General features: G+C 70.7%; 23 protein-coding genes and 1 other RNA gene. 9 read left to right on the forward strand and 15 right to left on the reverse strand.

The window, feature by feature from the left end:
* Positions 1-635: 635 nt before the first annotated feature.
* From BUB97_RS20625 to BUB97_RS20660, 8 genes are all read right to left on the reverse strand, one after another.
* Positions 636-1,643 (reverse strand): glycosyltransferase family 2 protein, encoded by a 1,008-nt coding sequence (locus tag BUB97_RS20625; RefSeq protein ID WP_073138288.1) that lies wholly within the window; start codon positions 1,641-1,643, stop codon positions 636-638.
* Complete coding sequence (locus BUB97_RS20630) at positions 1,640-2,338, reverse strand: class I SAM-dependent methyltransferase (RefSeq protein WP_073138290.1); 699 nt, start codon at positions 2,336-2,338, stop codon at positions 1,640-1,642. Before BUB97_RS20630 ends, BUB97_RS20625 begins: the two co-directional genes overlap by 4 nt.
* 28 nt (positions 2,339-2,366) lie before the next feature.
* The gene (locus BUB97_RS20635; protein ID WP_073138292.1) at positions 2,367-4,463 is read right to left on the reverse strand and encodes a DUF6311 domain-containing protein; all 2,097 of its coding nucleotides are present in this window, start codon (positions 4,461-4,463) and stop codon (positions 2,367-2,369) included.
* Positions 4,464-4,562: 99 nt separating this feature from the next.
* A complete protein-coding gene (locus BUB97_RS20640; protein ID WP_073138293.1) occupies positions 4,563-4,784 on the reverse strand; it encodes a ribbon-helix-helix domain-containing protein in 222 nt (73 codons plus the stop codon).
* Complete coding sequence (locus BUB97_RS20645; RefSeq protein WP_073138295.1) at positions 4,784-6,217, reverse strand: class II fumarate hydratase; 1,434 nt, start codon at positions 6,215-6,217, stop codon at positions 4,784-4,786. Before BUB97_RS20645 ends, BUB97_RS20640 begins: the two co-directional genes overlap by 1 nt.
* A 40-nt stretch (positions 6,218-6,257) precedes the next feature.
* Positions 6,258-7,370, reverse strand: coding sequence for an alanine racemase (locus tag BUB97_RS20650; protein WP_073138346.1), 1,113 nt, complete (start codon positions 7,368-7,370; stop codon positions 6,258-6,260).
* A gap of 5 nt (positions 7,371-7,375) precedes the next feature.
* Complete coding sequence (locus BUB97_RS20655) at positions 7,376-7,780, reverse strand: VOC family protein (RefSeq protein WP_073138297.1); 405 nt, start codon at positions 7,778-7,780, stop codon at positions 7,376-7,378.
* Between the two features lie 38 nt (positions 7,781-7,818).
* Positions 7,819-8,208, reverse strand: coding sequence for a RidA family protein (locus BUB97_RS20660; RefSeq protein WP_073138299.1), 390 nt, complete (start codon positions 8,206-8,208; stop codon positions 7,819-7,821).
* 199 nt (positions 8,209-8,407) lie between these two features.
* Here BUB97_RS20660 and BUB97_RS20665 point away from each other — a divergent pair, with 199 nt between their 5' ends.
* Positions 8,408-9,475 carry a tetratricopeptide repeat protein gene (locus BUB97_RS20665; RefSeq protein WP_073138301.1) on the forward strand — a complete coding sequence of 356 codons (1,068 nt, stop codon included), beginning with the start codon at positions 8,408-8,410 and terminating at the stop codon, positions 9,473-9,475.
* Positions 9,476-9,541: 66 nt separating this feature from the next.
* On the opposite strand, the gene BUB97_RS20670 is transcribed toward BUB97_RS20665, so the two are convergent.
* The 4 genes from BUB97_RS20670 to BUB97_RS20685 form a co-directional block, all read right to left on the reverse strand.
* Complete coding sequence (locus BUB97_RS20670) at positions 9,542-11,146, reverse strand: fumarate hydratase (protein ID WP_073138348.1); 1,605 nt, start codon at positions 11,144-11,146, stop codon at positions 9,542-9,544.
* A 316-nt stretch (positions 11,147-11,462) separates the two neighbouring features.
* A complete protein-coding gene (locus tag BUB97_RS20675) occupies positions 11,463-11,813 on the reverse strand; it encodes a RidA family protein (protein WP_073138303.1) in 351 nt (116 codons plus the stop codon).
* A gap of 3 nt (positions 11,814-11,816) precedes the next feature.
* Positions 11,817-12,338: an SspB family protein gene (locus BUB97_RS20680; protein ID WP_073138305.1), complete on the reverse strand. Its 522-nt coding sequence runs from the start codon at positions 12,336-12,338 to the stop codon at positions 11,817-11,819.
* A gap of 67 nt (positions 12,339-12,405) precedes the next feature.
* Entirely contained in the window at positions 12,406-12,981 is a 576-nt protein-coding gene (locus BUB97_RS20685) for a TetR/AcrR family transcriptional regulator (RefSeq protein WP_073138307.1), read from the reverse strand.
* A gap of 52 nt (positions 12,982-13,033) precedes the next feature.
* Between BUB97_RS20685 and BUB97_RS20690 the strand changes: the two genes are divergently transcribed.
* Positions 13,034-13,402, forward strand: coding sequence for a DUF2306 domain-containing protein (locus tag BUB97_RS20690; RefSeq protein ID WP_139281409.1), 369 nt, complete (start codon positions 13,034-13,036; stop codon positions 13,400-13,402).
* A gap of 8 nt (positions 13,403-13,410) precedes the next feature.
* Here BUB97_RS20690 and ssrA read toward each other — a convergent pair.
* Positions 13,411-13,736: a transfer-messenger RNA gene (gene ssrA / locus BUB97_RS20695) on the reverse strand.
* Positions 13,737-13,866: 130 nt separating this feature from the next.
* On the opposite strand from ssrA, the gene BUB97_RS20700 reads away from it, so the two are divergent.
* The 4 genes from BUB97_RS20700 to BUB97_RS20715 all read left to right on the forward strand — a co-directional run bounded on the left by BUB97_RS20700 (position 13,867) and on the right by BUB97_RS20715 (position 16,607).
* Positions 13,867-14,220: a hypothetical protein gene (locus BUB97_RS20700; RefSeq protein WP_073138311.1), complete on the forward strand. Its 354-nt coding sequence runs from the start codon at positions 13,867-13,869 to the stop codon at positions 14,218-14,220.
* A gap of 235 nt (positions 14,221-14,455) precedes the next feature.
* Positions 14,456-15,394: an FAD-dependent thymidylate synthase gene (thyX, locus tag BUB97_RS20705; protein WP_073138313.1), complete on the forward strand. Its 939-nt coding sequence runs from the start codon at positions 14,456-14,458 to the stop codon at positions 15,392-15,394.
* 13 nt (positions 15,395-15,407) lie between these two features.
* Positions 15,408-15,734 (forward strand): hypothetical protein, encoded by a 327-nt coding sequence (locus tag BUB97_RS20710; protein WP_073138315.1) that lies wholly within the window; start codon positions 15,408-15,410, stop codon positions 15,732-15,734.
* A 108-nt stretch (positions 15,735-15,842) separates the two neighbouring features.
* On the forward strand, positions 15,843-16,607 hold the full coding sequence (locus BUB97_RS20715) for a meso-2,3-butanediol dehydrogenase (RefSeq protein ID WP_073138317.1): 765 nt from the start codon (positions 15,843-15,845) through the stop codon (positions 16,605-16,607).
* 44 nt (positions 16,608-16,651) lie between these two features.
* On the opposite strand, the gene BUB97_RS20720 is transcribed toward BUB97_RS20715, so the two are convergent.
* Positions 16,652-16,924: a hypothetical protein gene (locus BUB97_RS20720; protein ID WP_073138319.1), complete on the reverse strand. Its 273-nt coding sequence runs from the start codon at positions 16,922-16,924 to the stop codon at positions 16,652-16,654.
* 104 nt (positions 16,925-17,028) lie between these two features.
* Between BUB97_RS20720 and BUB97_RS20725 the strand changes: the two genes are divergently transcribed.
* Complete coding sequence (locus tag BUB97_RS20725) at positions 17,029-17,907, forward strand: ribokinase (protein ID WP_073138321.1); 879 nt, start codon at positions 17,029-17,031, stop codon at positions 17,905-17,907.
* Between the two features lie 10 nt (positions 17,908-17,917).
* Here BUB97_RS20725 and BUB97_RS20730 read toward each other — a convergent pair whose 3' ends face one another.
* Positions 17,918-19,051, reverse strand: coding sequence for an Mrp/NBP35 family ATP-binding protein (locus BUB97_RS20730; RefSeq protein ID WP_073138323.1), 1,134 nt, complete (start codon positions 19,049-19,051; stop codon positions 17,918-17,920).
* A gap of 146 nt (positions 19,052-19,197) precedes the next feature.
* Here BUB97_RS20730 and hflK point away from each other — a divergent pair, with 146 nt between their 5' ends.
* Both hflK and hflC read left to right on the forward strand, forming a co-directional pair.
* A complete protein-coding gene (hflK, locus tag BUB97_RS20735; RefSeq protein ID WP_073138325.1) occupies positions 19,198-20,412 on the forward strand; it encodes an FtsH protease activity modulator HflK in 1,215 nt (404 codons plus the stop codon).
* Positions 20,409-21,284 carry a protease modulator HflC gene (hflC, locus tag BUB97_RS20740; protein WP_073138327.1) on the forward strand — a complete coding sequence of 292 codons (876 nt, stop codon included), beginning with the start codon at positions 20,409-20,411 and terminating at the stop codon, positions 21,282-21,284. The genes hflK and hflC overlap by 4 nt, the downstream gene beginning before the upstream one ends.
* The last annotated feature ends 221 nt before the right edge of the window (positions 21,285-21,505 follow it).

Genomic DNA, 21,505 nt, shown 5'->3' on the forward strand with positions numbered 1-21,505 from the left:
GAGCGCCCTCGTGAGAGCCGCCCGCCGCTTCTACTCCTGAGTTCCCCGCCCGCCGGACCATCCGGGGCGGGTGACGCCGTGATGCCCCCTCAGCCCTCCGCCATCCCGCACGCATGACGAAGCCACGGCGGCGCACAGGAGCCGCTCCGGTGGAAATCCGCATGAGGGAGAAAGAGTGCGAGCAAGAGGACACCTCGATCCGTTCGATCGTGGAGCAATGCCCCGGGCACCTCTGAGAGGGCCCTGGCCGCTTCTACCCGCGCCCCCTGGTTAGGATGGGCGCGTGTTCTTCCGCAAGCAAAAACCGTGCTGGACTATTTGCCTGGTCCTGTAGCGCTTTGGTCCTGATCGGTGTGTCTGTCCCGGGGAGAGGAAGAAGGAACTCTTCCTCTCCCCGGACCCCTCACCTTCTTCTTTTTCTTCAAGTTGGAGCCACTCGGCTGACGGTGCGCCTGAGGTCGACGACCTCAGGCGACTGCAAGGGCAGGATCAATCTCCTTCAACCCGACCCCCCTTCGATCGGGGCATCCACGGCAGTCAAACGGGGTTCCAAGGGCCTCAGGCCCTTGGCGGGTGGAGGGCAGAGCCCTCCTCGCAAACGCCCCGGCCAGGTCGGAACCCTGCGTGGGAAGGGATCACCCCGCCCGCCGCTCCTCCGCCGGTGCCAGCTCTTCCTCGATGAGGAAGCGCGGGCGTTGCTTCGCCTCCAGGTAGATCTTCCCGACATATTCCCCGACGACGCCGAGGCAGAAGGTCTGGAGCCCGCAGATGAAGTAGATCGGCACCACGGTGGAGGCCCAGCCCGGCACCGTGACGTGGAAGACCAGCTCCGCCAGCAGGGCCCAGATGCCGAGCAGGACCGAGATCACCGAAACCACGGAGCCCAGCACCATGATCAGCCGCAGCGGCCGGGTGGAGAAGGAGGTGACGCCCTCGAAGGCCAGGGAGAGCATGCGGCGCAGCGGGTACTTGGATTCGCCCGCGAACCGGCTCGATCGCTCATAGGTCACCACGGCCGTCTTGAAGCCGAGCTGCGGGATCAGCGCGCGCAGGAACAGGTTGCTCTCGCGGTAGCGGTGCAGCGCGTCGAGGGCGCGGCGGCTGAGCAGCCGGTAGTCCGCGTGGTCGTGCACGATCTCCACGCCCAGCGCGGCGAGGAAGCGGTAGTAGCCCTGGGCCGTCAGTCGCTTGAAGGCCGTGTCCGTGCGGCGCGCGCTCCGCACCCCGAACACGATCTCGGCGCCCTCGCGATAGGCATCGACCATCCGCCCGATGGCGGCCGGGTCGTCCTGCAGGTCCGCATCCACCGAGATGACGGCATCCCCGCCCGCTGAGGAAAGCCCGGCCATGAGCGCGTTCTGGTGCCCGCGGTTGCGGGAGAGCTTCACGCCCCGCCAGCGTGGCGACTGCGCGTGGAAGGAGGCGATCAGCGCCCAGGTCCGGTCGCGCGACCCGTCATCGACGAAGGTGACATGGCTGGAAGGCGCGATCCGCCCCTCGGCGATCAGCCCGTCCAGGATCTCGTCCAGCCGCCGGGCCAGTTCGGGAAGGACCTCTTCCTCGTTGTAGCAGGGCACGACGATGCCGAGCACGGGCGCGGGCCTGAGCACGGCGGCCCCCGCCCCGGGAAGGGCGGCGCTCATGGGCGGCGGGCGCTGGCGCTGTACTGGGCGCCGAGCGGAAACCAGGCCAGGCGCGCCTCCAGCGGCCGCAGCGCGGCCAGGGCATGCGGGAAGAACACGTGGTAGCGCAGGCTGACCTCGCGCCACCCCGCTTCCTCCAGCCGGTGCTTCAGCTGCCGCGCGCGGATCAGCTTCGCATTGGCATCGAAGGGGCAGGTGTTCACCGCGCGGACGGTGAGCGGGTTCAGCGGGTTGTGCTCGAAGATGGAAACCAGCCCGCCCGGCCGCGTTGCCCGGCGCAACTCCCGCAGCCAGTGCACATGCTCCTCATGCGGGATGTGGTGGAAGACGCAGGCGGAAAAGGCGAGATCGGCGGTCGCATCCGGGGCCGGCACGGCATCCCCCTCCACCAGCGCGTATTCCTCGCTGCCCTCCGGGAAGCGCTCGCGGCTCATCTCCAGGCTGCGCGCGGAGGTGTCCGTGCAGGTCAGCCGCGCCTCGGGGAAGTACTGCCGGAAGAAGGGGATGGAGTTCCCGATCCCCGAGCCGAAATCCAGGATCCGCCCGACGCTCACGCCGTAATCGGCGGCGATCCCGCGCAGCGCCGCGATCTTGTACTCGGAGAAGAAGGCGGGGTCCTCGCCGGTGATCGCGATATTGGCCCGGTGCTGGGCGTCGTACTCATCCGCCACGCTGTCGAATTCGGCCTGGGCCATGCCCTGCTCCACTCTTGTCCGCCGCCCGTCAGGGCGCTGTCCGGACGGTGAATTCCCTGACGGCCCAGCTCAGCAGCCGGGGGTCCGTGTTCATGCCGAGCTGCTGCGGCGAGCGCAGCCCCTCGAAGCGTAGCCCGATCTCCACCCGCTCCGTGCAGCCGGGATTGGGCAGGCGGGCGAGGACGCGCTGCTCCCCCGGCCCGGCCACGCGCGCGGGCGGGGCGGCGCGGTCGTTCAGCGTGACCGCCGCCTCGCGCACGAGATAGGGCCCGCTGGAGAGCGGGATGACCAGGGCCTCCATCACGAGGTCGCCGCAGGCCGGCTGGGCGAGCCGCGCGGAGATCCGGGATTCCGGACCCATCCCGAAGCTGCCCCAGGGCCCCGGCTCGGACCAGCCGGCGCCGAGGAAGCGCAGCCCGTTCGCGCCCGCGAAGGTGGAGACGGGCTCGTTCAGGCCGATGGTCTCCTCGGGCCCGAGCGGGCCGCCCAGGGCCAGCACCGAAGGGCGCAGCGGCTCGCTGGAGCAGGCATAACCGAAGCTGGCCCCCACGCAGGCCAGCCCCGCCGCCTTCGCCACCCCGCGGGCCAGGTTCGGCGTCACGTCGCTGCCCAGCAGCACCACCAGCGGGTCACGCCCCTGCGCCCCGTGGCGCAGGTCGCGGGTGAAGGCGAGCGCCTCGGCCTGGCAGTCGAGGCCGGAGCGGTTGACGATGGCCGAGTTGGTGGAGATGCCGAGCCGCGCGGCGACGACGCCGAGCGCATAGAGCACGGGGCGGTTCGCCTCCGAGGCGCAGAGATATTGCGGGCGGATCAGCAGCTCGTCATGGCTCCGCAGCGCCTCCATCCAGGCCGCGCGGTCGATCACGGGGGCCTCGGCCTGGGCCCTCTGCTGGACCGAGGCGAAGAGCGGGCGGATCTCCACGGCCTGGAGGAGCAGGGCGGCCAGGGCGAGGACCACCACCCCCCGCGCGCCCAGCCGGGCCCGGAGCGCCACCAGCGCGGCGGCGAGGAGGAAGTAGCCGAGCGGCCAGAAGAAGCGCCCGCTGGAGCGGAAGATGCCGCTGATCGCCGCGAAGGGGCCGAAGCGCTCCAGCGGAAGGCTCAGGATGTGATGCGTGCCGGCATACACCTCCGTGGACAGCGCATAGGCGGCCATGCCGAGCAGGGCGAGAACCAGCAGAACCCGGCCCCGCAGCAGCGCAAGGAGCGGCCGCCAGCCCAGCACCACCGCCAGCACGAGCAGGCCGAGGATGCCGAGGCCAAGATAGTTGAACCCCTCATACTGCCCGGGCGGCCCCGCCAGGATGAAGCTGGCCCGCCCGGGCCAGATGCTGAGCTGCGGGATAACGGGGGAGAGCAGGTTCATCGAATAGAAGCCGAAGCCGCCGCCGGCGCTCGGCGGCCGCCCCGGCTCGATGAAGCCGAAGGCCACCGAGAGCACCCCGACGCCGAGGAAGAGCAGAGCGGCACCCCCCAGCGCCTGGGCCCAGCCCAGCCGGCGGCGCAGCAGCCCGTCTCCCAGCCCGGCCACCACCACCCCGGCCGCCATCACCATGAGGTAGGGGTTGATGACCACCATCAACAGCACGAGCCCGGTGCCCAGCAGCACCGGCCGCCAGCCGCCATCCCGCGTCATCAGCACATAGAGCGCGAGCGCGGCCAGGATGGCCCAGTGCCCCACCAGCGGAAAATGCCCGTAGCGGAAGATGAAGGTGGGCACGACGAGGAAGAGCAGCGATCCGGCGAGGGCGGCGGCGCGTTCCAGCCCGAGCACGCGCAGCAGCGCATAGCCGCTGAGCGACTGCAGGCCATAGGCCAGCAGCAGCCAGGGGCCGAAATAGTTCGGCAGCCACCCCGTGGCCTTGAAGACGATCTTCCCGAGCAGCGCCATCAGCGGGATGGGGTCGGTGAAGAGGATGTTCACCCCGTCCGGCGGCGCCAGCAGGGTGGTGCGGAAGAGCGGCCAGCGCCACGCATCCCGCGCGAAGGCCTCGTAGCCGATCCAGTTCGCCGCGTTGTCGCCGCTGACCAGGTCCCAGTAGGAGGCAAGGCCGAAAAGCAGACCTAAGGGGAAGATCAGGAGAGCAAGCGCAATCCCGGCACCGAAGGCCACCGCTGGATACATTTCGGGTCCTTCCCGGCGCGCATCGAGGCGCGAAGGGGCCCCGATTTCCATACGGTCACGGCAAAGTCAATTCATCGCGCAGAACGGAAAGACCGCGCCTCAGCGCCCCCGCGCCACGCCGAGCGCGAGCACCCGCAGCGCCGAGGCGAGGGGGAGGGAAGGGTCGTCCCGCGCCGCATCGGCCGCGGCCACCAGGCGCAGCAGGGCCTCGCCCCGCCGCGCCGCCTCCTCCTCCAGCACCGCCCAGAATTCCGGCTCCAGCGCCACGGAGGTGCGATGCCCCGCCAGGGTGAAGGAGCGCTTGACCAGATGTCCCGCCATCAGCCCCCGGCCAGGGTCGCCCCCGGGCGCGTCATCTCCTCCGGCCGCACCCAGCGGTCGAAATCCTCGGGCTTCACATGGCCGAGCTGCGCCGCGGCGTCTCGCAGCGTCAGGTTCTCGGCCAGCGCCTTCTTCCCGATCTGCACGGCCTTGTCGTAGCCGATCTTCGGGTTCAGCGCCGTCACCAGCATCAGCGACTTCGCCAGGTTCTCGGCGATCCGCTCCCGGTTCGGCTCCAGCTTGTCCACCATGTTGTGGGCGAAGCTGGCGGCGGAATCGCCCAGCAGGGTGGCGGATTGCAGCACCGCCTGGATGATGACGGGCTTGAAGACGTTCAGCTCCAGATGTCCCTGCGCGCCGGCCACGGTGACCGTGGTCGTGTTCCCCATCACCTGCGCGCAGACCATGGTCAGCGCCTCCGACTGCGTCGGGTTCGTCTTGCCCGGCATGATGGAGGAGGAGAGCCCGTCCGCCGGGATCACCAGCTCGGCGAAGCCCGCCCGCGGGCCGGAGCCCAGAAGCCGCACGTCATTCGCGATCTTGTTCAGCGAGACGGCGACCGTGTTCATCGCGCCCTGAAGGGCCACCAAGGCGTCATGCGCCATCATCCCCTCGAAGGGGTGCGGATGCGCGGTGAAGGGCAGGCCGGTGAGCGCCGCCATCCGCTCGGCGAAGACGCGGGCGAAATCGGCATGGGTGTTGAGCCCGGTGCCCGCCGCCGTGCCGCCCTGGGGCAGGCGCATCAGGTCCGGCAGTGCGGCCTTCACGCGCGCGATCCCCAGCTCCACCTGCATCGCCCAGGCCCGGAACTCCTGGCCCAGCGTGACCGGCACCGCATCCATGAGATGCGTGCGCCCGAGCTTGACGATCCCGTCCCATTCCGCAGCCCGCCGGGCGAGGCTGGCCTGCAGCGCCTCCAGCCCGGGGAGCAGCCGCTTCACCACCGCCTCGGCGGCCGCGACATGCATCACCGCGGGGAAGCTGTCATTGGAGGACTGGCCGCGATTCACATGGTCGTTCGGATGCACCGGCTTCCGCGAGCCGAGCGGCTGGCCCAGCATCTGGTTCGCGCGGTTCGAGATCACCTCGTTGGCGTTCATGTTCGTCTGGGTGCCGGAGCCGGTCTGCCAGACGGGCAGGGGGAAATCCGCGTCGCGCTCATTCGCCGCGATCTCGCGCGCGGCGGCGATGATGGGGTCGGCGATCTCGGCCGGCAGCTCGCCCAGCTGCCTGTTGGCCTCGGCCGCCGCCTGCTTCTGGAGGCCCACGGCGCGGATGAGCGAGGGCGGGAAGACCTCCGACCCGATCTGGAACAATCGCCGCGCCCGTTCAGTTTGCGGCCCCCAGAGCCGGTCGGCGGCGATCTCGATCGTGCCGAGACTGTCCGTCTCGGTGCGGGTGGGTTGGGTGCGGGTGTCTTGGGCTTGCGACATGGCGGAGGAGTTGGGCAGCCGCCCCGTCAGCCGCTAGCCCTCAGTGCCAGCCATCGACACGCGCCCAGCGCGCGATGCTGTTACCCGTTCCGTCCAGCACGTCATACGCGCCATAGCCTCCCGCGGCCGTGAGGCAGGCATGGTTGGGATAGACCCGGACGAGGCTGCCCACGGGCAGGCGCTCGAACCAGCTCTCATCCGGCACGGGCACCATCCCATGCTCCTGATAGGCGCTGGTCACATGCAGCGGCAGCGCCGCCCCGGTCTGCGCGTCCCCGAGCGTCCCATAGGCCGTCTCGGGCGCGAAGGCATTGGCCGTGACGTCCTTCGAAAGCGCCAGCGCCCCCGCATCCAGCACCAGGGCGCGGGACTGCCGGTTGTGCCCGATCACGGTCGAGAGGACGGAAAGCGCCATGTCGTCCCAGGCGCACATCCCGCGCGACATCTGCGCCAGGTCCCAGAAAAGGGAAACGCCGGCGCGCACCTCCGTCACCCCCGTGAGGTGCCGCGCATGCAGCAGGGTGGGCGAGGAGCCCACGGAAACGATCGGCGCCGGCATCCCGGCGCCACGGATGGCCTCGGCCGCCGAAACCGTCGCGACGCGCTCGGCCTCCGCGATATCGGCGATTGCCTCGGGATCGTTCGAGCCATAGGAATGCCCGCCATGGGTCATCACCCCCGCCAGGCGCAGGTTGCGCCCGCCATGGATGGCCCGGGCCACGGCCAGGGCCCGCTCGGGCGGCACGCCGGCGCGGTGCTCGCCGGAATCCACCTCCACCAGCACCTCATGCGGCATGGTGGCGGCCGCATCGAGCATCCCGGCCATCTCCGGCGTGTCCACCACCAGCACCAGACGCGCACCGTGGCGGCGCATCAGCGCCTCGGCACGCGGCAGGCGCGCGGGAATGGCGGTGGCGGCGAGGAGGATGTCGGTGGAGGCCCCGGAAGCCGCCAGGGCCTCCGCTTCCTTCATGGTGGAGACCGTCGCCGGGCCGGGCTGCCCGCCATGGGAGACCAGCGCGACCTCGACCGACTTCGCGGTCTTGAAATGCGGCCGGAAGGAAACCCCCAGCGCCGCCGCCCGGTCCCGCAGGCGCCGCGCATTCGCCTCCAGCCGCGCCGCGTCCAGCAGCAGCCGCGGCGTGTCGAGCATCGTGCTCACCGCACATCCCCATAGGAGGAGATCTCGATCAGGTTGCCATCGGGGTCGCGGCAATAGACCGAGTTGATGGTGCCGAGCGCGCCCGCCTTCTCCACCGGCCCCGCCTCGACCGTGACGCCGCAATCCCGGAGGTGCGACACCACGTCCTCCCCCATCACCGTCACAATGAAGCACAGGTCGTTGCCGCCCGGCGCGGCGCCGCGGCCGGTGAACCAGTCCTCCTGCGTCGCCTCCTTCGGGCGGAGATTGAGCTTCTGCCCGCCGAAGCGCAGCGAGGTGCGGTTGTACGGGCCGAAGCTCTCCCGCTCCATGCCCAGCACGCGCTGGTACCAGCTCGCCATGGTCTCCACGTCGTTGCAGGTGATGACCAGATGGTCCAGGCGGTCCACGGCGAAGCGCATCGGGGCGGTCCTCAGAAGGGCGTGTGCGGGGGGCGTGTTCAGGGCGTGGGGCGGAGGCGCGCGGTCACCTCGATCTCGATCCGCATCGCATCCGTCTGCAGCCCGGCATGGATGAGGGTGGAGGCGGGGCGGGTCTCGCCGAAATGCCGGCGCAGCACGGGCCAGCAGGGTTCCCAATCCGCGCGGTCGGGCACGATGTAGAGGATGCGCACGACATCGGCGAGCGTCGCTCCGGCCTCGTCCAGGGCGGCGGCGATGTTGCGCAGCGCCTGCTCGCACTGGGCCTGCACGTCCTCGGCGATGGTCATGGTAGCGTAGTCATAGCCGGTGGTGCCCGAGACGAAGACAAGGTCCCCATCCACCACCGCGCGCGAATAGCCGATCTCGCGCTCGAAGCGCGAACCGGAGGAGATGAGGCGGCGGGTCATCCGTCCTGCTCGTCTGGCCGTTTCGGGGGCAGCAGATGGCAGGGGGCGGCCATGGCGGTCAACCCGCGCTCTGACAAGACCATTCAGGGGGCGAGCCACCCCGGACTTCTTATCACGATTTCGTGGTTGTGCCGGGGAATCTGGCAGGGGCCGTGTCGTATCCAGTACCTTCTGATCACCTCAGTGAAGTGACGGCCCGATGCTTCCAACTGAAACCACCTACTACAAGCTCGATCTCCTGGAGGGTGCGGAGGACCTCATCCTCGTCTTCCCCGGTTTCACGGAGAGCGAGGGGCGCTTCGGGTCGCCGACCCGCTTTTCCGGCGTGCGGGCCAGCCGTCTCCAATACACCAACATGCGGCCGGAATGGGCCACGGGCGGCATTCCCGCGCTGGTCGAGAGCATCCCGGGCATGCTCGAGGAACTCCGCCTCCTCATCGCGCAATCCGGTGCGAAGCGCGTCTACAGCTTCGGCTTCTCCTTCGGGGCCTTCGGCGCCCTTCTGTTCGGGCTGCTGCTGAAGGCCGAGCGCATCGTGGCCGTATCGGGCCAGACCGCCCTGGGAATGCCCGGCACGCGCAGCGCCCGCCTTCTGGGGCGCCGCCTGGACCTGCCCTATACCGATCTCCGCAAGGTCGCGCTGGAGCACCCGCCGAAGGAGGCGCATCTCCTCTTTGGGGAACGCGATGCCCAGGACCTCATCAGCGCCGTGCACATGGTCGGGGTGCCCGGCGTGCGGCTGCACTTCTTCCGCGGTGCCGCGCATACGCTCCCCGGCGACCTGCGGCGCGCCGGCGTCTCCCACGACCTGCTGGCCGACACGGTCTCCGGCGGCGGCCTGCTCGGCAAGCATCCCCGCCGCCTGCCCTTCGACCTGAAGCCGCGCATGGTGGAATGGATCCGCACCGGCTTCGACGCGCTGGCGGAGAACGATCCCTTCACGGCGGAGGAGGCGTTCCGGGCGCTCGCCCAGGCCCTCCCGGGCAGTGCGATGGCCTGGCACAATCTCGGCCACAGCCTGCAGCGGCAGTCCCGCTGGGCGGAAGCGGTCCAGGCCTATGAACGCGCCATCGCTCTCGACGCGGATGACGCGACGCTCATGAGCTATGCGGCCCAGGCCATGGCGCAGGCCGGAAGGCAGGCGGAGGCCCTGGCGCTCTGCGACCGGGGGCTGGCCATCAGCCCGGGCCAGTCGCGTCTCACCCGCATCCGGCAGGCAATCGCCGCGAGGCAGGAGCAGCCGGCACTGGAGGAAAGCGCCGCCTGAGCGGGCGGGCCTGAGAACAGCCGTGGGGTCAGGGGCTGGCGGGCGCGAGGCCCGCCAGCCTAGCCCTCACTCCAGCCCGTCGTAGAAGTCGTTGCCCTTGTCATCGACCACGATGAAGGCGGGGAAGTCCTCCACCTCGATCCGCCACACGGCTTCCATGCCGAGCTCCGGATACTCCAGCACCTCGACCTTGCGGATGCAGTCCTGCGCGAGCCGTGCCGCCGGCCCGCCGACCGAGCCGAGGTAGAAGCCGCCGAACTGCTTGCAGGCATTGGTCACCGCCTTGGAGCGGTTGCCCTTGGCCAGCATCACCAGCGAACCGCCCGCGGCCTGGAACTCGGCCACGTAGCTGTCCATGCGCCCCGCGGTGGTCGGGCCGAAGGAGCCGGTGGGCATGCCCTCAGGTGTCTTGGCCGGGCCCGCGTAATAGACCGGGTGGTTCTTGATGTAATCCGGGAGCCCCTGACCCGCGTCCAGCCGCTCCTTCAGCTTCGCATGGGCGATGTCGCGCGCCACGACGATGGTGCCGGTGAGCGACACGCGGGTCTTCACCGGGTGCTTCGACAGCTCGGCGCGGATCGCATCCATCGGCTGGTTCAGGTCGATCTTCACGACCTCCCCGGCTTCCTCCAGCCCCTCCGTCTGGTCGGGCAGGAAGCGGGCGGGGTCATGCTCCAGCTGCTCCAGGAACACGCCCTCGGGCGTGATCTTCGCCTTGATCTGCCGGTCGGCCGAGCAGGAGACGCCGATGCCGATGGGAAGGCTGGCGCCATGGCGCGGCAGACGGATCACCCGCACGTCGTGGCAGAAATACTTGCCGCCGAACTGCGCGCCGATGCCGATGTTCTGCGTCAGCTTGTGGATCTCGGCCTCGAGCTCCCGGTCGCGGAAGGCATGGCCCGCCTTGCTGCCCTTCTCCGGCAGCGTGTCGTAATAGCGGGTCGAGCCCATCTTCACCGTCTTGAGGTTCGTCTCGGCCGAGGTGCCGCCGATGACGATCGAGAGGTGGTAGGGCGGGCAGGCGGAGGTGCCGAGCGTCTTGATCTTCTCCTCCAGGAAGGCGAGCAGCTTCGGCTTGTTCAGCACCGCCCGCGTCTGCTGGTAGAGGAAGGTCTTGTTGGCCGATCCGCCGCCCTTGAGGATGAACTGCAGGCTGAACTCGTCGGCATGGTAGTCGCCGGGGGAGGCGTAGATGTCGAACTGGACCGGCAGGTTGTTGCCGGTGTTCACCTCGTCATACATCGTCAGCGGCGCCATCTGCGAATAGCGCAGATTGGTCTCGGTATAGGTGCGGTGCACGCCGTAGGAGAGCGCCTCCTCCTCGTCGCCCTCCACCCAGACCCGCTGGCCCTTCTTGCCGAAGACGATGGCCGTGCCCGTGTCCTGGCACATCGGCAGCTTGCCGCCGGCCGAGATGCTGGCGTTCTTCAGCAGGTCCAGCGCCACGAAGCGGTCATTGGCGCTCGCCTCCGGGTCCTTCAGGATGTTCGCCAGCTGCTGCAGGTGCCCCGGGCGCAGCAGGTGGGAGACATCCTTGCAGGCCTCGAAGGCCAGCTGCTCCAGCACCTCGGGCTTGATCTTCAGGACCGTCTTGCCCTCCACCTCGATGGTGGAGACGCCGGCGATGTCCAGCTTGCGATAGGGGGTGGTGTCCTCGGCCAGCGGGAACATCGGGCTGAAGAGGAAGCCCGCCGTGCGCTGGGAGACGGGGGTGCCGGCATCGGCCTCCGCGCCGTCGCGGGTGGCGACCGGGGTCGCGGCGCTGCTCGGCCCGGACGGGACCGGCGGCTGCGCGGCTTCGAGGATCTGGTCGGAAGGGGAGGTCACGGAAGCGCTCTCCGAAGGCTGGCCCGCCGGAGAGGCGGCAGGCGCGGGGCGGCGCGGCATTCGGCCACGCAATGGATGGGGGTGGTGTTAGCGCGCGCGGGTCCGGCGCGCCAGCAGGCAGAACAGAGATGGAAACCGGCCCCCGCCGGTTGAAGGGGGATCACCCCTCCCGCAAGGCCGCCACGACCGTGATCTCCACCAGGTCCTCACCCTCCAGCGCCACGCCGAGGCAGGCGCGCTGGGGCGGGTTTTCCATGTCCACCCATTCCAGCCAGGCTTGGTTCATCTCGGCCTTCTGGCTCATATCCGTGATGTAGACTGTCGCGCTGAGCACGAGGCTGCGGTGGCTGCCCGCGGCCTCCAGCCGCGTATCCAGGGCACGGAGCGCGCCGCGCGTCTGCGCCAGCAGGCTCGGCTCCTTCTCGGGCGCGGTCACCACCGCGAAGACGCGCCCGTCATGCACCACCGCGGCGCTCCGGCCGGGATGGCCGCCGGGGAAGCGCCGGATCATGCGTTATTCCTTGGTCGGCCGGCGGCGGAAGGCGTCCAGGCTCACCACCTGGGCCGGCGCGTCGGGCTTGGAAGCCTCGGGCGAGGGGGGAGGGGGCTCGGACTCCACCGCATCCGGCACCGCCTCGGCTTCCGCGTCCGGAATGGCCATGTCGCCGAAGCGCAGCCCTACCCGCACATGCGGGTCCCAGAAGGCCACCAGCGCCGCGAAGGGGATCACCAGCGTCGCGGCCACGCCGCCGAAGGAGAGGCCGACGGACACCTTCTGCTCCGCCCGGTCCACCGTCAGATCCCAGAACTGGTGCTGCAGGACAATGGTCATCTCCTGCGGGTAGCGGGCCTTCAGATGGCCGGGCACCTTCGTGTCCGGATGGTCCGTGCGGAAGGTGAGATAGAAGTGGTGCTCCCCGGGCAGCCCGTTCTTCGCCGCGAATTCGAGGGCGCGCAGCGCCACGTTCCGCATCGCCTCCTCGGTCCAGCGGTCATAGGGCAGCAGGCTCTCGGGGGGCGGCGTGTGCTCGCTCATAACATCATGTCCAAGGCCGGGCGGATTATGAAGATAACCTGCGTATAGGGGAGGTTCCGCACGCGGCCTAGCGCCCGGCTGAAACGGCCGCCTGGGGGGAGGGGGGCGCGCCCCCGAGCACCTCCCGTACCAGCGCCGCCGGGTCCTCGGCCGGCAGGGCGCCGTCGAGCAGCAGCATGGCCAGGCCATGCACCATGCCCCAAGCCCGCAGCGAGGCGGCGCGCGAGCCGGCCTGGGCGGAAAGCGCGGCGAAGGCAGCCTCCCGCGCCGCGTCCAGCGCGGGATCGCGCCCCTTCGCGCGCGCGATCACCGGCCCGAACATCAGGCGGAAGCGCGCCGGGCGGGCCAGGGCGAAGTCCACATAGGCCACGCCCATCGCATCGAGCGGCGCATCCGGCGCGCCCGACGCCGCCTCGCGCAGCGCCTGCCCGAAGGCGGAGAAGCCGCGGGCGGCGATGGTGGCCAGCAGCGCGTCCTTGTCGGGGAAGTGGCGATAGGCCGCCGGCGCGGACACGCCCGCCCGCCGGGCGGCCTCGCGGAGGGAGAGCGCGCCGTCGCCGCCTTCGTCGAGCAGCTCTTCCGCGGCCGCAATGAGCGCCGCGCGCAGGTCGCCATGATGATAGGGCCGGTTGAATGTTGACATCGTTCACATCGGAGGTAAGTTAACAGCATTCACATAGAGGTTTCCGGTGGCCATGACCATCCCTCTCCCAGTCCTCGTTCATCTCGGCTTCTCCGCCTTTGCCATGCTGGCGGTGCCCCTCGCGCTGCTGCTTCCGCGCCTGGGCCTGGCCGGGCACCGCCCCCTCGGGCGCATCGCCGCCCTGGCGCTGGCCGGCGCCGCGCTCAGCGCGCTCTTCGTGGCACGGGACGGGCTCTCGCCCCTCCACCTCCTCGCCCTGGTTCTGCTGGTGACGCTGGCGCGGGCGGTGGTGATGGTGCGCCAGGGCCGGATCGCCGCGCACCGGCGCATGATGCTGATCGCCGCAGCCAGTCTCTATGTCGCGGGCGGCGCGGCCATCTTCATGCCGGGGCGCGTGGCGCACCGGCTGCTCTTCGGCTGAATGAAGTAGGTGGGGGGATTCTGTTGCCCCGTTCCCCCCGGACGGCGCTTACCTATCTCTAGGCAGCGAGCGCCATGGTCTCGCGACCATTATCGTTGGCACTTGTGATTTAGCCCGATAACGGCGGTACAATGCCGGGCAAAGGACACGTCTTTACCGCGCGCGTCGAGCCTGTTTCGCCCCCAACGTCCCGCTGATAAGGCGGGATGGTTTGGTGGAGGCGCCGGGCACTGCCCCCGGGTCCACAACGCTTATTCCACGTGCCGTTTATCACCATAGTCGCCCGAAGGCGGCACCAACCCATATAGTGCGTCACGCGGACGATTGCTAGGCACCTCGCCCATGGACGAAGCGATGGTGGCGGTTCCACGAAATATCGGGCCAGCCGCTTGCCAGCCCACCGAAGTAGTTGCACAGTTTCAAAACGATACAACCAGGAGGCAACAGTGATTCGGCTGTCATCCATGCTTCGCGTTTCGGCCGTGCTGGCCGCCGTCGGCCTGCTCTCGGCCTGCGCCAACCAGGCCCCCTCGTCCGCCAGCGCGCCGCCGCCGCCGGGCACCGGCGCCATGACCGGCGACGTGACCGACCCGGGCTCCCGCGCCTCGCGCGGCGGCCCGATGACGGCCCCGACCGCTTCTGGCAGCGCCACCTCCAACGCTCCGGTCGCCAGCGACGTCGCCGATCCCGGCTCGCGCTCCAGCCGTGGCGGCGGCACCGGCCGCGCCGCCTCCGGCCGCGCCCGTTCCAACGCCCCGGTCGCCGGCGACGTGGCGGATCCGGGCTCGCGCGCCAACCGTGGCGGCCCCGTTCAGTAAGGCGAATCGGGCCGGCGCCTGACGCCGGTCCGGCTTCCTGAGCCGCACAGAGCCGCCGGCCGCCCTCATGGGGGAGGCCGGCGGTTTTTTTGCGGCCGTGGCGGAGCTTCGGCCCGCCATCCACCCTCCGGCCCGCCGTCGCGCCGGCTCGATACCTGGGCTTTCGCACCCCTGCCGGCCCCGCTAAACCGCCGCCTCAGGGTCAGCCGCCGGGCTGACGGGGGTCGGATCATCCATGGAACTTTCTGAGACGCAGCGGCGGGAACTGGCCGAGGCCGAGGCGCAGCGCCACGAGACCCGCCGCCCCGTCTCCCCGGGGCTGGAGGCGATGCTCTTCCGCCCCATCCCCGTGCTCGACCACGGATTCGTCCGGGTGGTGGACTATATGGGCGACGATTCGGCGGTGGTGCAGGCCGCCCGCGTCTCCTATGGCCGCGGCACGAAGGCGGCGAACGAGGATCGCGGGCTCATCCGCTACCTCATGCGCCACCGGCACTCCACGCCCTTCGAGATGTGCGAGATCAAGTACCACGTGAAGCTGCCCATCTTCGTGGCGCGGCAGTGGATCCGCCATCGCATGGCGAATGTGAACGAGTACTCCGCCCGCTACTCGATCCTGGACCGCGAGTTCTACCTGCCCGCCCCGGACCAGCTGGCCGCGCAATCCGCCGTGAACCGCCAGGGCCGCGGGGACGTGCTGCAGGGCGCGGAAGCCGCGCGCGTGCTCGACCTGCTTCGCGAGGACGCGACCCGCAACTACGACCACTATCTCGACATGCTGAACGAGGATGCGGAAGGCCGCGTGATCGATGAGGGCCGCCACGGCCTGGCGCGCGAGCTCGCCCGCATGAACCTCACGCTGAACGCCTATACCCAGTGGTACTGGAAGTCGGACCTGCACAACCTCCTCAACTTCCTCTCGCTGCGCGCCGATGCCCATGCGCAATACGAGATCCGCGTCTATGCGGAGGCGATGCTGGAGACGGTGAAGGCCTGGGTCCCGCTCGCGCACGAGGCCTTCCGCGATTACCGCATGGGCGCCGTCACCCTCTCGGCCCAGATGCTCGCCGCCGTGCGCGCCATGGTGGAGGGGAAGGACCCGCAGCAGGAGGGCAGCGGCCTCTCCAAGCGCGAATGGCGGGAGCTGATGGCCATTCTGGGCCGCGAGGCCTGATCTTCCGGCGGCGATGAGCAAGGCCCCCGCCGGCAAGGCCGGCGCCACCCCCCGCAAGCCGGCCCCCGCCCGTGCCCAGCCCCGCGCCCAGGCCCAGGCTTCGGCCCAGTCTTCAGGGCGCGGCAAGGGCGGGGCGGGCAGCCGGGCCGCTGCGGGCGCGGCGCGCGCCGCCGGCTGGCGCGCCCGCCTGCTGGGCGGAACCTCCTGGACCGGGGTCGCGGTGATCGTCCTCACCCTCCTCGTCATTCTGCCCATCGCGGCCGCCGTGCTCGGCGATATCTGGGCGGTCATCATCGGGGCGCTGGTGGGCGGCTTCGCCCTGGGCCGGGCGACCGCCTAGGCCTTCCCGCCCCCCGCGAGCCCTGCGCCCCGGGCATGATGGCCATCCTCAGGAATACCGCCGGCCTCCTGATGCGTTGTTTGCGGCGCAACAGCGAGGAAGCGAGCCATGGCGCGTTTCGAGGGCAAGGTGGCGGTCATCACGGGCGCGGGTTCCGGCATGGGGGCAGCCACCGCGCGCCGGTTCTCGCGGGACGGCTATGCGGTCGTGCTTGCCGGTCGGACGAAGGAGAAGGTCGACCGCGTCGCGCAGGACCTGCCTTCGGAGCGCACCCTCGCCCTCTCCGTCGACGTGTCGGAAGAGGCGCAGTGCATTTTCCTTGTGAACCAGACGCTGGAGGCCTTCGGCCGGCTGGACGTGCTGGTGAACAACGCCGGCACCGTCGTCACCGGCCCGCTGGCGGAGGCGAAGACGGCGGAATGGCGGGCCGTGATGGGCACGGATCTCGACGGCGTGTTCTTCCTCACCCGCGCCGCCATCCCCCAGCTCGTCGCCACTGGGGGCTGCGTGGTGAACGTCTCCTCCGTCTCCGGCCTCGGCGGGGACTGGGACATGAGCATCTACAACGCCGCCAAGGGCGCCGTGACCAACTTCACCCGCGCCCTCGCGCTCGAGCTGGGCCGCCATGGGGTGCGGGTGAATGCCGTCTGCCCCAGTCTCACCGCCACCGACATGACGAAGGACATGCTGGGCGACCAGAAGCTCATGGCAAAGTTCGCCGAGCGCATCCCGCTCGGCCGCGCGGCGGAGCCCGAGGAGGTGGCCGGCGTCATCGCCTTCCTCGCAGGCCCCGATGCGCGCTTCGTCAACGGCGTGAACCTGCCGGTCGATGGCGGCCTCTCCGCCTCCAACGGCCAGCCGCCCCAGGCCTGAGGCCGCCGCTTGACGCCGAGCCCAGGCCTGAGAGGGTGTCCGGCTCAGCGGCGGATGAAGACGACCATCCCCTTCCGCCGCCGCACGTCGAAATCGGCGGGGATGCCCAGCCGGTCCCGCCAAGTGGTCATCCGCCGGGCGATGCGGAAGGCAAGCGGCGCGGCCAGGGCGAGGCTCGTCAGCCCCGCGGCAAGATAGGCCGGGCCCGCGGCCTGCAGCGCGGAACCGGGTGGCAGCGCCAGGGTGGTCGCCAGCATCGCCGTGCCGAGCATGAGCGAGGCGAGGGGCAGGTAGACCAGGGCGGCGATCGGTAACATCGGGTTCCTCCCCGCGCATCACCGGGCCCCGCGCCCGGCCAGTCCGGAACGGCCAGCCCCGCGGCCGGGTTGCCTTGCGCGCGGCCCGGAGCCATGCCGGTTCGATGCGCGTCACCGTCTTCGGCTCGGCCAATGCGGACCTCGTCTTCCCTGTCCCGGTCCTCCCCGCACCGGGGCATACGGTGCTGGGCGGGCCCTGGCGCGCCCTCCCGGGGGGCAAGGGGGCGAATCAGGCCGTGGCCGCGGCGCGGGACGGGGCCGTCGTGCGCTTCGCCGGGGCCGTGGGACGGGACGCAATGGCGGCAATCGCGCTTTCAGCCCTGCGCGGCGCGGGGGTGGATGTCTCCGCCGTGGCATGGACCGATTCGCCCACCGGCGCCGCCTGCATCTGCGTGGACGCGGCCGGGCGCAACCAGATCGCCGTCTCGCCCGGGGCCAATGCCCTGGCCCGGGCGGATCAGGTGCCGCCGCTTGCCGAGGGGGAGGTGGTGCTGATGCAGATGGAGGTGCCGCCGGAGGAAAACGCGCGCCTCATCCACCGCGCCCGCGCCTCGGGCGCGCTGGCCGTGCTCAACCTCGCCCCGGCCCTGCCCATCGCGCCGGATGCCCTGCGCGCGCTGGGCCTGCTGATCGCCAACGAGCATGAGGCCGCCTGGCTCGCCGCCCAGCTCGGCTGCGCCACCAGCGCCGCCGCGCTGCACGCGGCGCTCGGCATCCCGGTCGCCGTCACCCTCGGGGAACGGGGCGCCGAGGCCGCCGGGCCCGAGGGCCGCTGGCGCAGCCCTGCCTTCGTGCCGGACCGGGTGCAGGACACGACCGGCGCGGGGGACAGCTGGTGCGGCGTCCTCGCCGCCACGCTGTCCCGCGGGACGCCGCTGGAAGACGCCATGCGGCGCGCCTGCGCCGCGGCGGCCATCGCCGTCTCCCGCCCCGGCGCGGCGGATGCCATGCCGCTGGCCGAGGAGACGGACGGCCTCCTGTGATGCGCGGGCGCTAGTCCACCACGATTCGCGGCCCGGCCGCACGCGCCCCGCCCGCCTTGGCCCAGACCCGCTCCGCGATGGCGCGATAGGCCCGCGCCTCGCCCGAATCCGGCGCCCCGAGCACCACCGGGTGCCCCGCATCCGCATGCTCGCGGATGGCCAGCGTCAGCGGCAGCTCGCCCAGGAACTCGACGCCCAGCCGCTCCGCCTCCACCCGCGCGCCGCCATGGCCGAAGACCTCGCTGCGGTGGTTGCAGTTGGGGCAGCAGAAATAGCTCATGTTCTCGATGAGCCCGAGCACGGGCACGTTCACCTTCTCGAACATGCGGATGCCGCGCCGCGCATCCAGCAGCGCGACATCCTGCGGCGTGGAGACGATGACGGCGCCCCGCAGCGCGACGCGCTGCGACATGGTGAGCTGCGTGTCGCCGGTGCCGGGCGGCATGTCCACCACCATCACGTCCAGCGCGCCCCACTCCACCTGGGACATCATCTGCTCCAGCGCGCCCATCACCATCGGCCCGCGCCAGATCATCGGCGTCTCCTGGTCCACCAGGAAGCCGATGGACATGGCCTTCAGCCCCCAGCGGTCGATCGGGATGATCCGGTTGCCATCCACGCGCGGCTTCTCATGCGCGCCGAGCATCTGGGGCAGGGAGGGGCCGTAGATGTCCGCATCCAGCAGCCCCACCCGCAGCCCCTTCTGCGCCAGGGCCACGGCCAGGTTCACGGCGGTGGTGGACTTGCCCACCCCGCCCTTGCCCGAGGCGACGGCGATCACCGCGCCCACATCGCCCAGCAGCATGCCGCCGCGCGGCGCCCCCTGGGGGGCACCGTGAGCATGACCATGCGGCGCGGCCTGTGGGGCTGCCTGGGGGGCGGGGGAGGGGCCCGCCCGATGCGCCGTCAGCACGGCGCTGGCCGAAATCACGCCGGGCACGGCGCGCGCCGCCGCCTCCGCCGCGGCGCGCACCGGCTCGAACTCCCGCGCCCTTTCCCGCGGCACGGCGATCTCCACCTGCACCATCCCGTCCCGCACGGCGACTCCGCCGACCATGCCCGCCGAAACAAGGTCCCGCCCGCTCGTGGGGTCCCGCAGGCCGGCCAGCGCTGCCCGGACCGCCGCCTCGATGCCGCTCACCATCGCTTGAAAACCCCTACATCCCGGCCAACATGGCCATCTGCCCGGACCAGCCCCGACAGGGTATGGACCGCGAATGCCATATGGGCGGCCCCCAGCCTGCGCAAGCGGACGGGGCCGCCTTGCTATCGAGGGAGAGTGACCGGCCCATGCCGTGGAACAACAGCGGCGGACCGAGCCCCTGGGGATCGCCCAGCGGGAACAACCGTCCGCAAGGCCCCTGGGGCACGCCACCCCCGGGCGGCAGTGGCCGCGGCCCCGATCTGGACGATGCGATCCGGCAGGCCCAGGAGGCGGTGCGCCGCTGGCTGCCGCGCCGCATGGGCAGCACCGGCGGCGGCAAGGGCCTGGCCGTGCTGGCCGTCCTCGGCCTCGCCGCCTGGGGCGCCTCTGGCTTCTATCGCGTGCAGCCGGACGAGCAGGGTGTGGTCATGCGCTTCGGCGCCTTCAACCGCACCACCCCGCCCGGCCTGAACTACCGCATCCCCTGGCCGGTTGAGAGCGTGACGACCCCGCGCGTCACCCGGATCAACCGCGTCGATGTCGGCTTCCGCAGCGCCGTCGATTCCGGTTCCATCACCCAGCGCCCCACCCCCAGCCGCGACGTGCTGGAGGAAAGCCTGATGCTGACCGGTGACGAGAACATCATCGACATCGACTTCGCCGTGTTCTGGCGCATCCGCGATGCCGGCGAATACCTGTTCAACACGCGCAACCCCGAGGTCACCGTCAAGTCGGCTTCCGAGAGCATGATGCGTGAGGTGATCGGCCGCACCCCGATCCAGCCCGCCCTCACCGAGGCGCGCGCGCAGATCGAAAGCCAGGTTCGCCAGGGCACCCAGGCCATCCTGGACCAGTATGGCGCGGGCATCGAGATCACCCAGGTGCAGCTGCAGAAGGTCGATCCGCCCAACGCGGTGATCGAGGCCTTCCGCGACGTCCAGCGCGCGAATGCGGACCGCGAACGCGCCCGCAACGAGGCCGAGAGCTACCGCAACGACATCATCCCCCGTGCGCGCGGCGAGGCGGAGCGGATGGTGCAGGAAGCTCAGGGCCAGAAGGACAGCCAGGTCGCCCGCGCACGCGGCGAGGCGGGGCGCTTCATCTCCGTCCTTTCCTCCTACCAAGTGGCGCAGGACGTCACGATGCGGCGCATCTACCTGGAGACGATGGAGGAGATCCTCCGGAAGAATCCGAAGATCATCGTGGATGACCGGCTCCAGGGTCTCGTGCCGCTGCTGAACCTGGATACCGGCCGCGCGGCCTCCATCCCCCGCAACGCCACGCCCCCGGCCGTCTCGGCCCCCACGCCGCCCCCGGTGCCCCAGCCGCCCCGCACCATGCCGCAGGGGATCGCCCGATGAACCGCGTCACCGCCCTGGCCGTCCTGTTCGTCCTCGTCGTCGTCACGGCCGCCTCCTCGCTCTTCACCGTGCATCAGACCCAGCAGGTGCTGATCACCCAGTTCGGCGAGCCCAAGCGCGTGATCCGCGAGCCCGGCCTGCATGTGAAGCTGCCCTTCATCCAGAGCGTCATCGCCCTCGACCGGCGCCTGCTGGATTACGAGGCCTCGGGCGAGGAACTGATCCTCGCGGACCAGCGCCGCCTGATCGTGGACAGCTTCACTCGCTTCCGCATCACCGACCCGCTGCTCTTCTTCCAGACGGTGGGCGTGGCCGAGAACGGGATCCGTGGCCGACTGGCCTCCATCGTCTCCTCCGCGCTGCGGCGCGTGCTCGGCAACGAACGGTTGCTGGCCGTCCTCTCGGCCGACCGGCTGCGGATCATGAACGAGATCCGGGACCAGGTGAATCAGGAGGCGAAGAGCTTCGGCATCGCCGTGGAGGATGTCCGCATCCGCCGCGCGGACCTGCCGGAGGAGAACACCCAGGCCGTGCTGTCGCGCATGCAGTCCGAGCGTGAGCGCGTGGCGCGCGAGGCGCGCGCCGAGGGCGCGGAGCAGGGCGCCCGCATCCGGGCCGCCGCCGACCGCGACCGCACCGTGCTGCTGGCCGAGGCGACCGCCGAGGCCGACATCCTGCGTGGCCAGGGCGAGCAGGAGGCGATCCGAGTCTTCGCCGATGCCTTCCAGCGCGACCCGGAATTCTTCGGCTTCTGGCGCAGCATGCAGGCCTATCGCGAGGCCTTTTCCGAAGGGGGGGAGACCCGTCTCCTCCTCTCGCCGGAGAGCGAGTTCTTCCGTTACTTCCGAGAAATCCCGAACAGCACGCGCTAGCGCGGACCGGCCGGCAGAGGCCTGAATCAGCGGCCCGTCCCCTCCCGGGGGCGGGCCGTTGTTACATTCCCACCCAGGCGTGATCGCTCCGGTCGCCCTTTGTAACAGGCAAGGCCTTTCGCGCGGGCCGGAATGGTCCAATCTGCGGGAGAGATGCAGCCCCGCCCGGCCCCGGCCCCCGGATGCCGCGTCCTGGTCACACGAAGCCCGAAGGGAAACCC

It is taken from the genome of Muricoccus roseus (assembly GCF_900141905.1).
GTDB lineage: Bacteria > Pseudomonadota > Alphaproteobacteria > Acetobacterales > Acetobacteraceae > Roseomonas > Roseomonas rosea.

Bases quoted from the DNA above. Each gene is read 5' to 3' on its own strand.
- BUB97_RS20625 (WP_073138288.1), bottom strand. From the start codon at position 1,643: ATGAGCGCCGCCCTTCCCGGGGCGGGGGCCGCCGTGCTCAGGCCCGCG.
- BUB97_RS20630 (WP_073138290.1), bottom strand. From the start codon at position 2,338: ATGGCCCAGGCCGAATTCGACAGCGTGGCGGATGAGTACGACGCCCAG.
- BUB97_RS20635 (WP_073138292.1), bottom strand. From the start codon at position 4,463: ATGTATCCAGCGGTGGCCTTCGGTGCCGGGATTGCGCTTGCTCTCCTG.
- BUB97_RS20640 (WP_073138293.1), bottom strand. From the start codon at position 4,784: ATGGCGGGACATCTGGTCAAGCGCTCCTTCACCCTGGCGGGGCATCGC.
- BUB97_RS20645 (WP_073138295.1), bottom strand. From the start codon at position 6,217: ATGTCGCAAGCCCAAGACACCCGCACCCAACCCACCCGCACCGAGACG.
- BUB97_RS20650 (WP_073138346.1), bottom strand. From the start codon at position 7,370: ATGCTCGACACGCCGCGGCTGCTGCTGGACGCGGCGCGGCTGGAGGCG.
- BUB97_RS20655 (WP_073138297.1), bottom strand. From the start codon at position 7,780: ATGCGCTTCGCCGTGGACCGCCTGGACCATCTGGTCATCACCTGCAAC.
- BUB97_RS20660 (WP_073138299.1), bottom strand. From the start codon at position 8,208: ATGACCCGCCGCCTCATCTCCTCCGGTTCGCGCTTCGAGCGCGAGATC.
- BUB97_RS20665 (WP_073138301.1), top strand. From the start codon at position 8,408: ATGCTTCCAACTGAAACCACCTACTACAAGCTCGATCTCCTGGAGGGT.
- BUB97_RS20670 (WP_073138348.1), bottom strand. From the start codon at position 11,146: ATGTTCCCGCTGGCCGAGGACACCACCCCCTATCGCAAGCTGGACATC.
- BUB97_RS20675 (WP_073138303.1), bottom strand. From the start codon at position 11,813: ATGATCCGGCGCTTCCCCGGCGGCCATCCCGGCCGGAGCGCCGCGGTG.
- BUB97_RS20680 (WP_073138305.1), bottom strand. From the start codon at position 12,338: ATGAGCGAGCACACGCCGCCCCCCGAGAGCCTGCTGCCCTATGACCGC.
- BUB97_RS20685 (WP_073138307.1), bottom strand. From the start codon at position 12,981: ATGTCAACATTCAACCGGCCCTATCATCATGGCGACCTGCGCGCGGCG.
- BUB97_RS20690 (WP_139281409.1), top strand. From the start codon at position 13,034: ATGACCATCCCTCTCCCAGTCCTCGTTCATCTCGGCTTCTCCGCCTTT.
- BUB97_RS20700 (WP_073138311.1), top strand. From the start codon at position 13,867: ATGCTTCGCGTTTCGGCCGTGCTGGCCGCCGTCGGCCTGCTCTCGGCC.
- thyX (WP_073138313.1), top strand. From the start codon at position 14,456: ATGGAACTTTCTGAGACGCAGCGGCGGGAACTGGCCGAGGCCGAGGCG.
- BUB97_RS20710 (WP_073138315.1), top strand. From the start codon at position 15,408: ATGAGCAAGGCCCCCGCCGGCAAGGCCGGCGCCACCCCCCGCAAGCCG.
- BUB97_RS20715 (WP_073138317.1), top strand. From the start codon at position 15,843: ATGGCGCGTTTCGAGGGCAAGGTGGCGGTCATCACGGGCGCGGGTTCC.
- BUB97_RS20720 (WP_073138319.1), bottom strand. From the start codon at position 16,924: ATGTTACCGATCGCCGCCCTGGTCTACCTGCCCCTCGCCTCGCTCATG.
- BUB97_RS20725 (WP_073138321.1), top strand. From the start codon at position 17,029: ATGCGCGTCACCGTCTTCGGCTCGGCCAATGCGGACCTCGTCTTCCCT.
- BUB97_RS20730 (WP_073138323.1), bottom strand. From the start codon at position 19,051: ATGGTGAGCGGCATCGAGGCGGCGGTCCGGGCAGCGCTGGCCGGCCTG.
- hflK (WP_073138325.1), top strand. From the start codon at position 19,198: ATGCCGTGGAACAACAGCGGCGGACCGAGCCCCTGGGGATCGCCCAGC.
- hflC (WP_073138327.1), top strand. From the start codon at position 20,409: ATGAACCGCGTCACCGCCCTGGCCGTCCTGTTCGTCCTCGTCGTCGTC.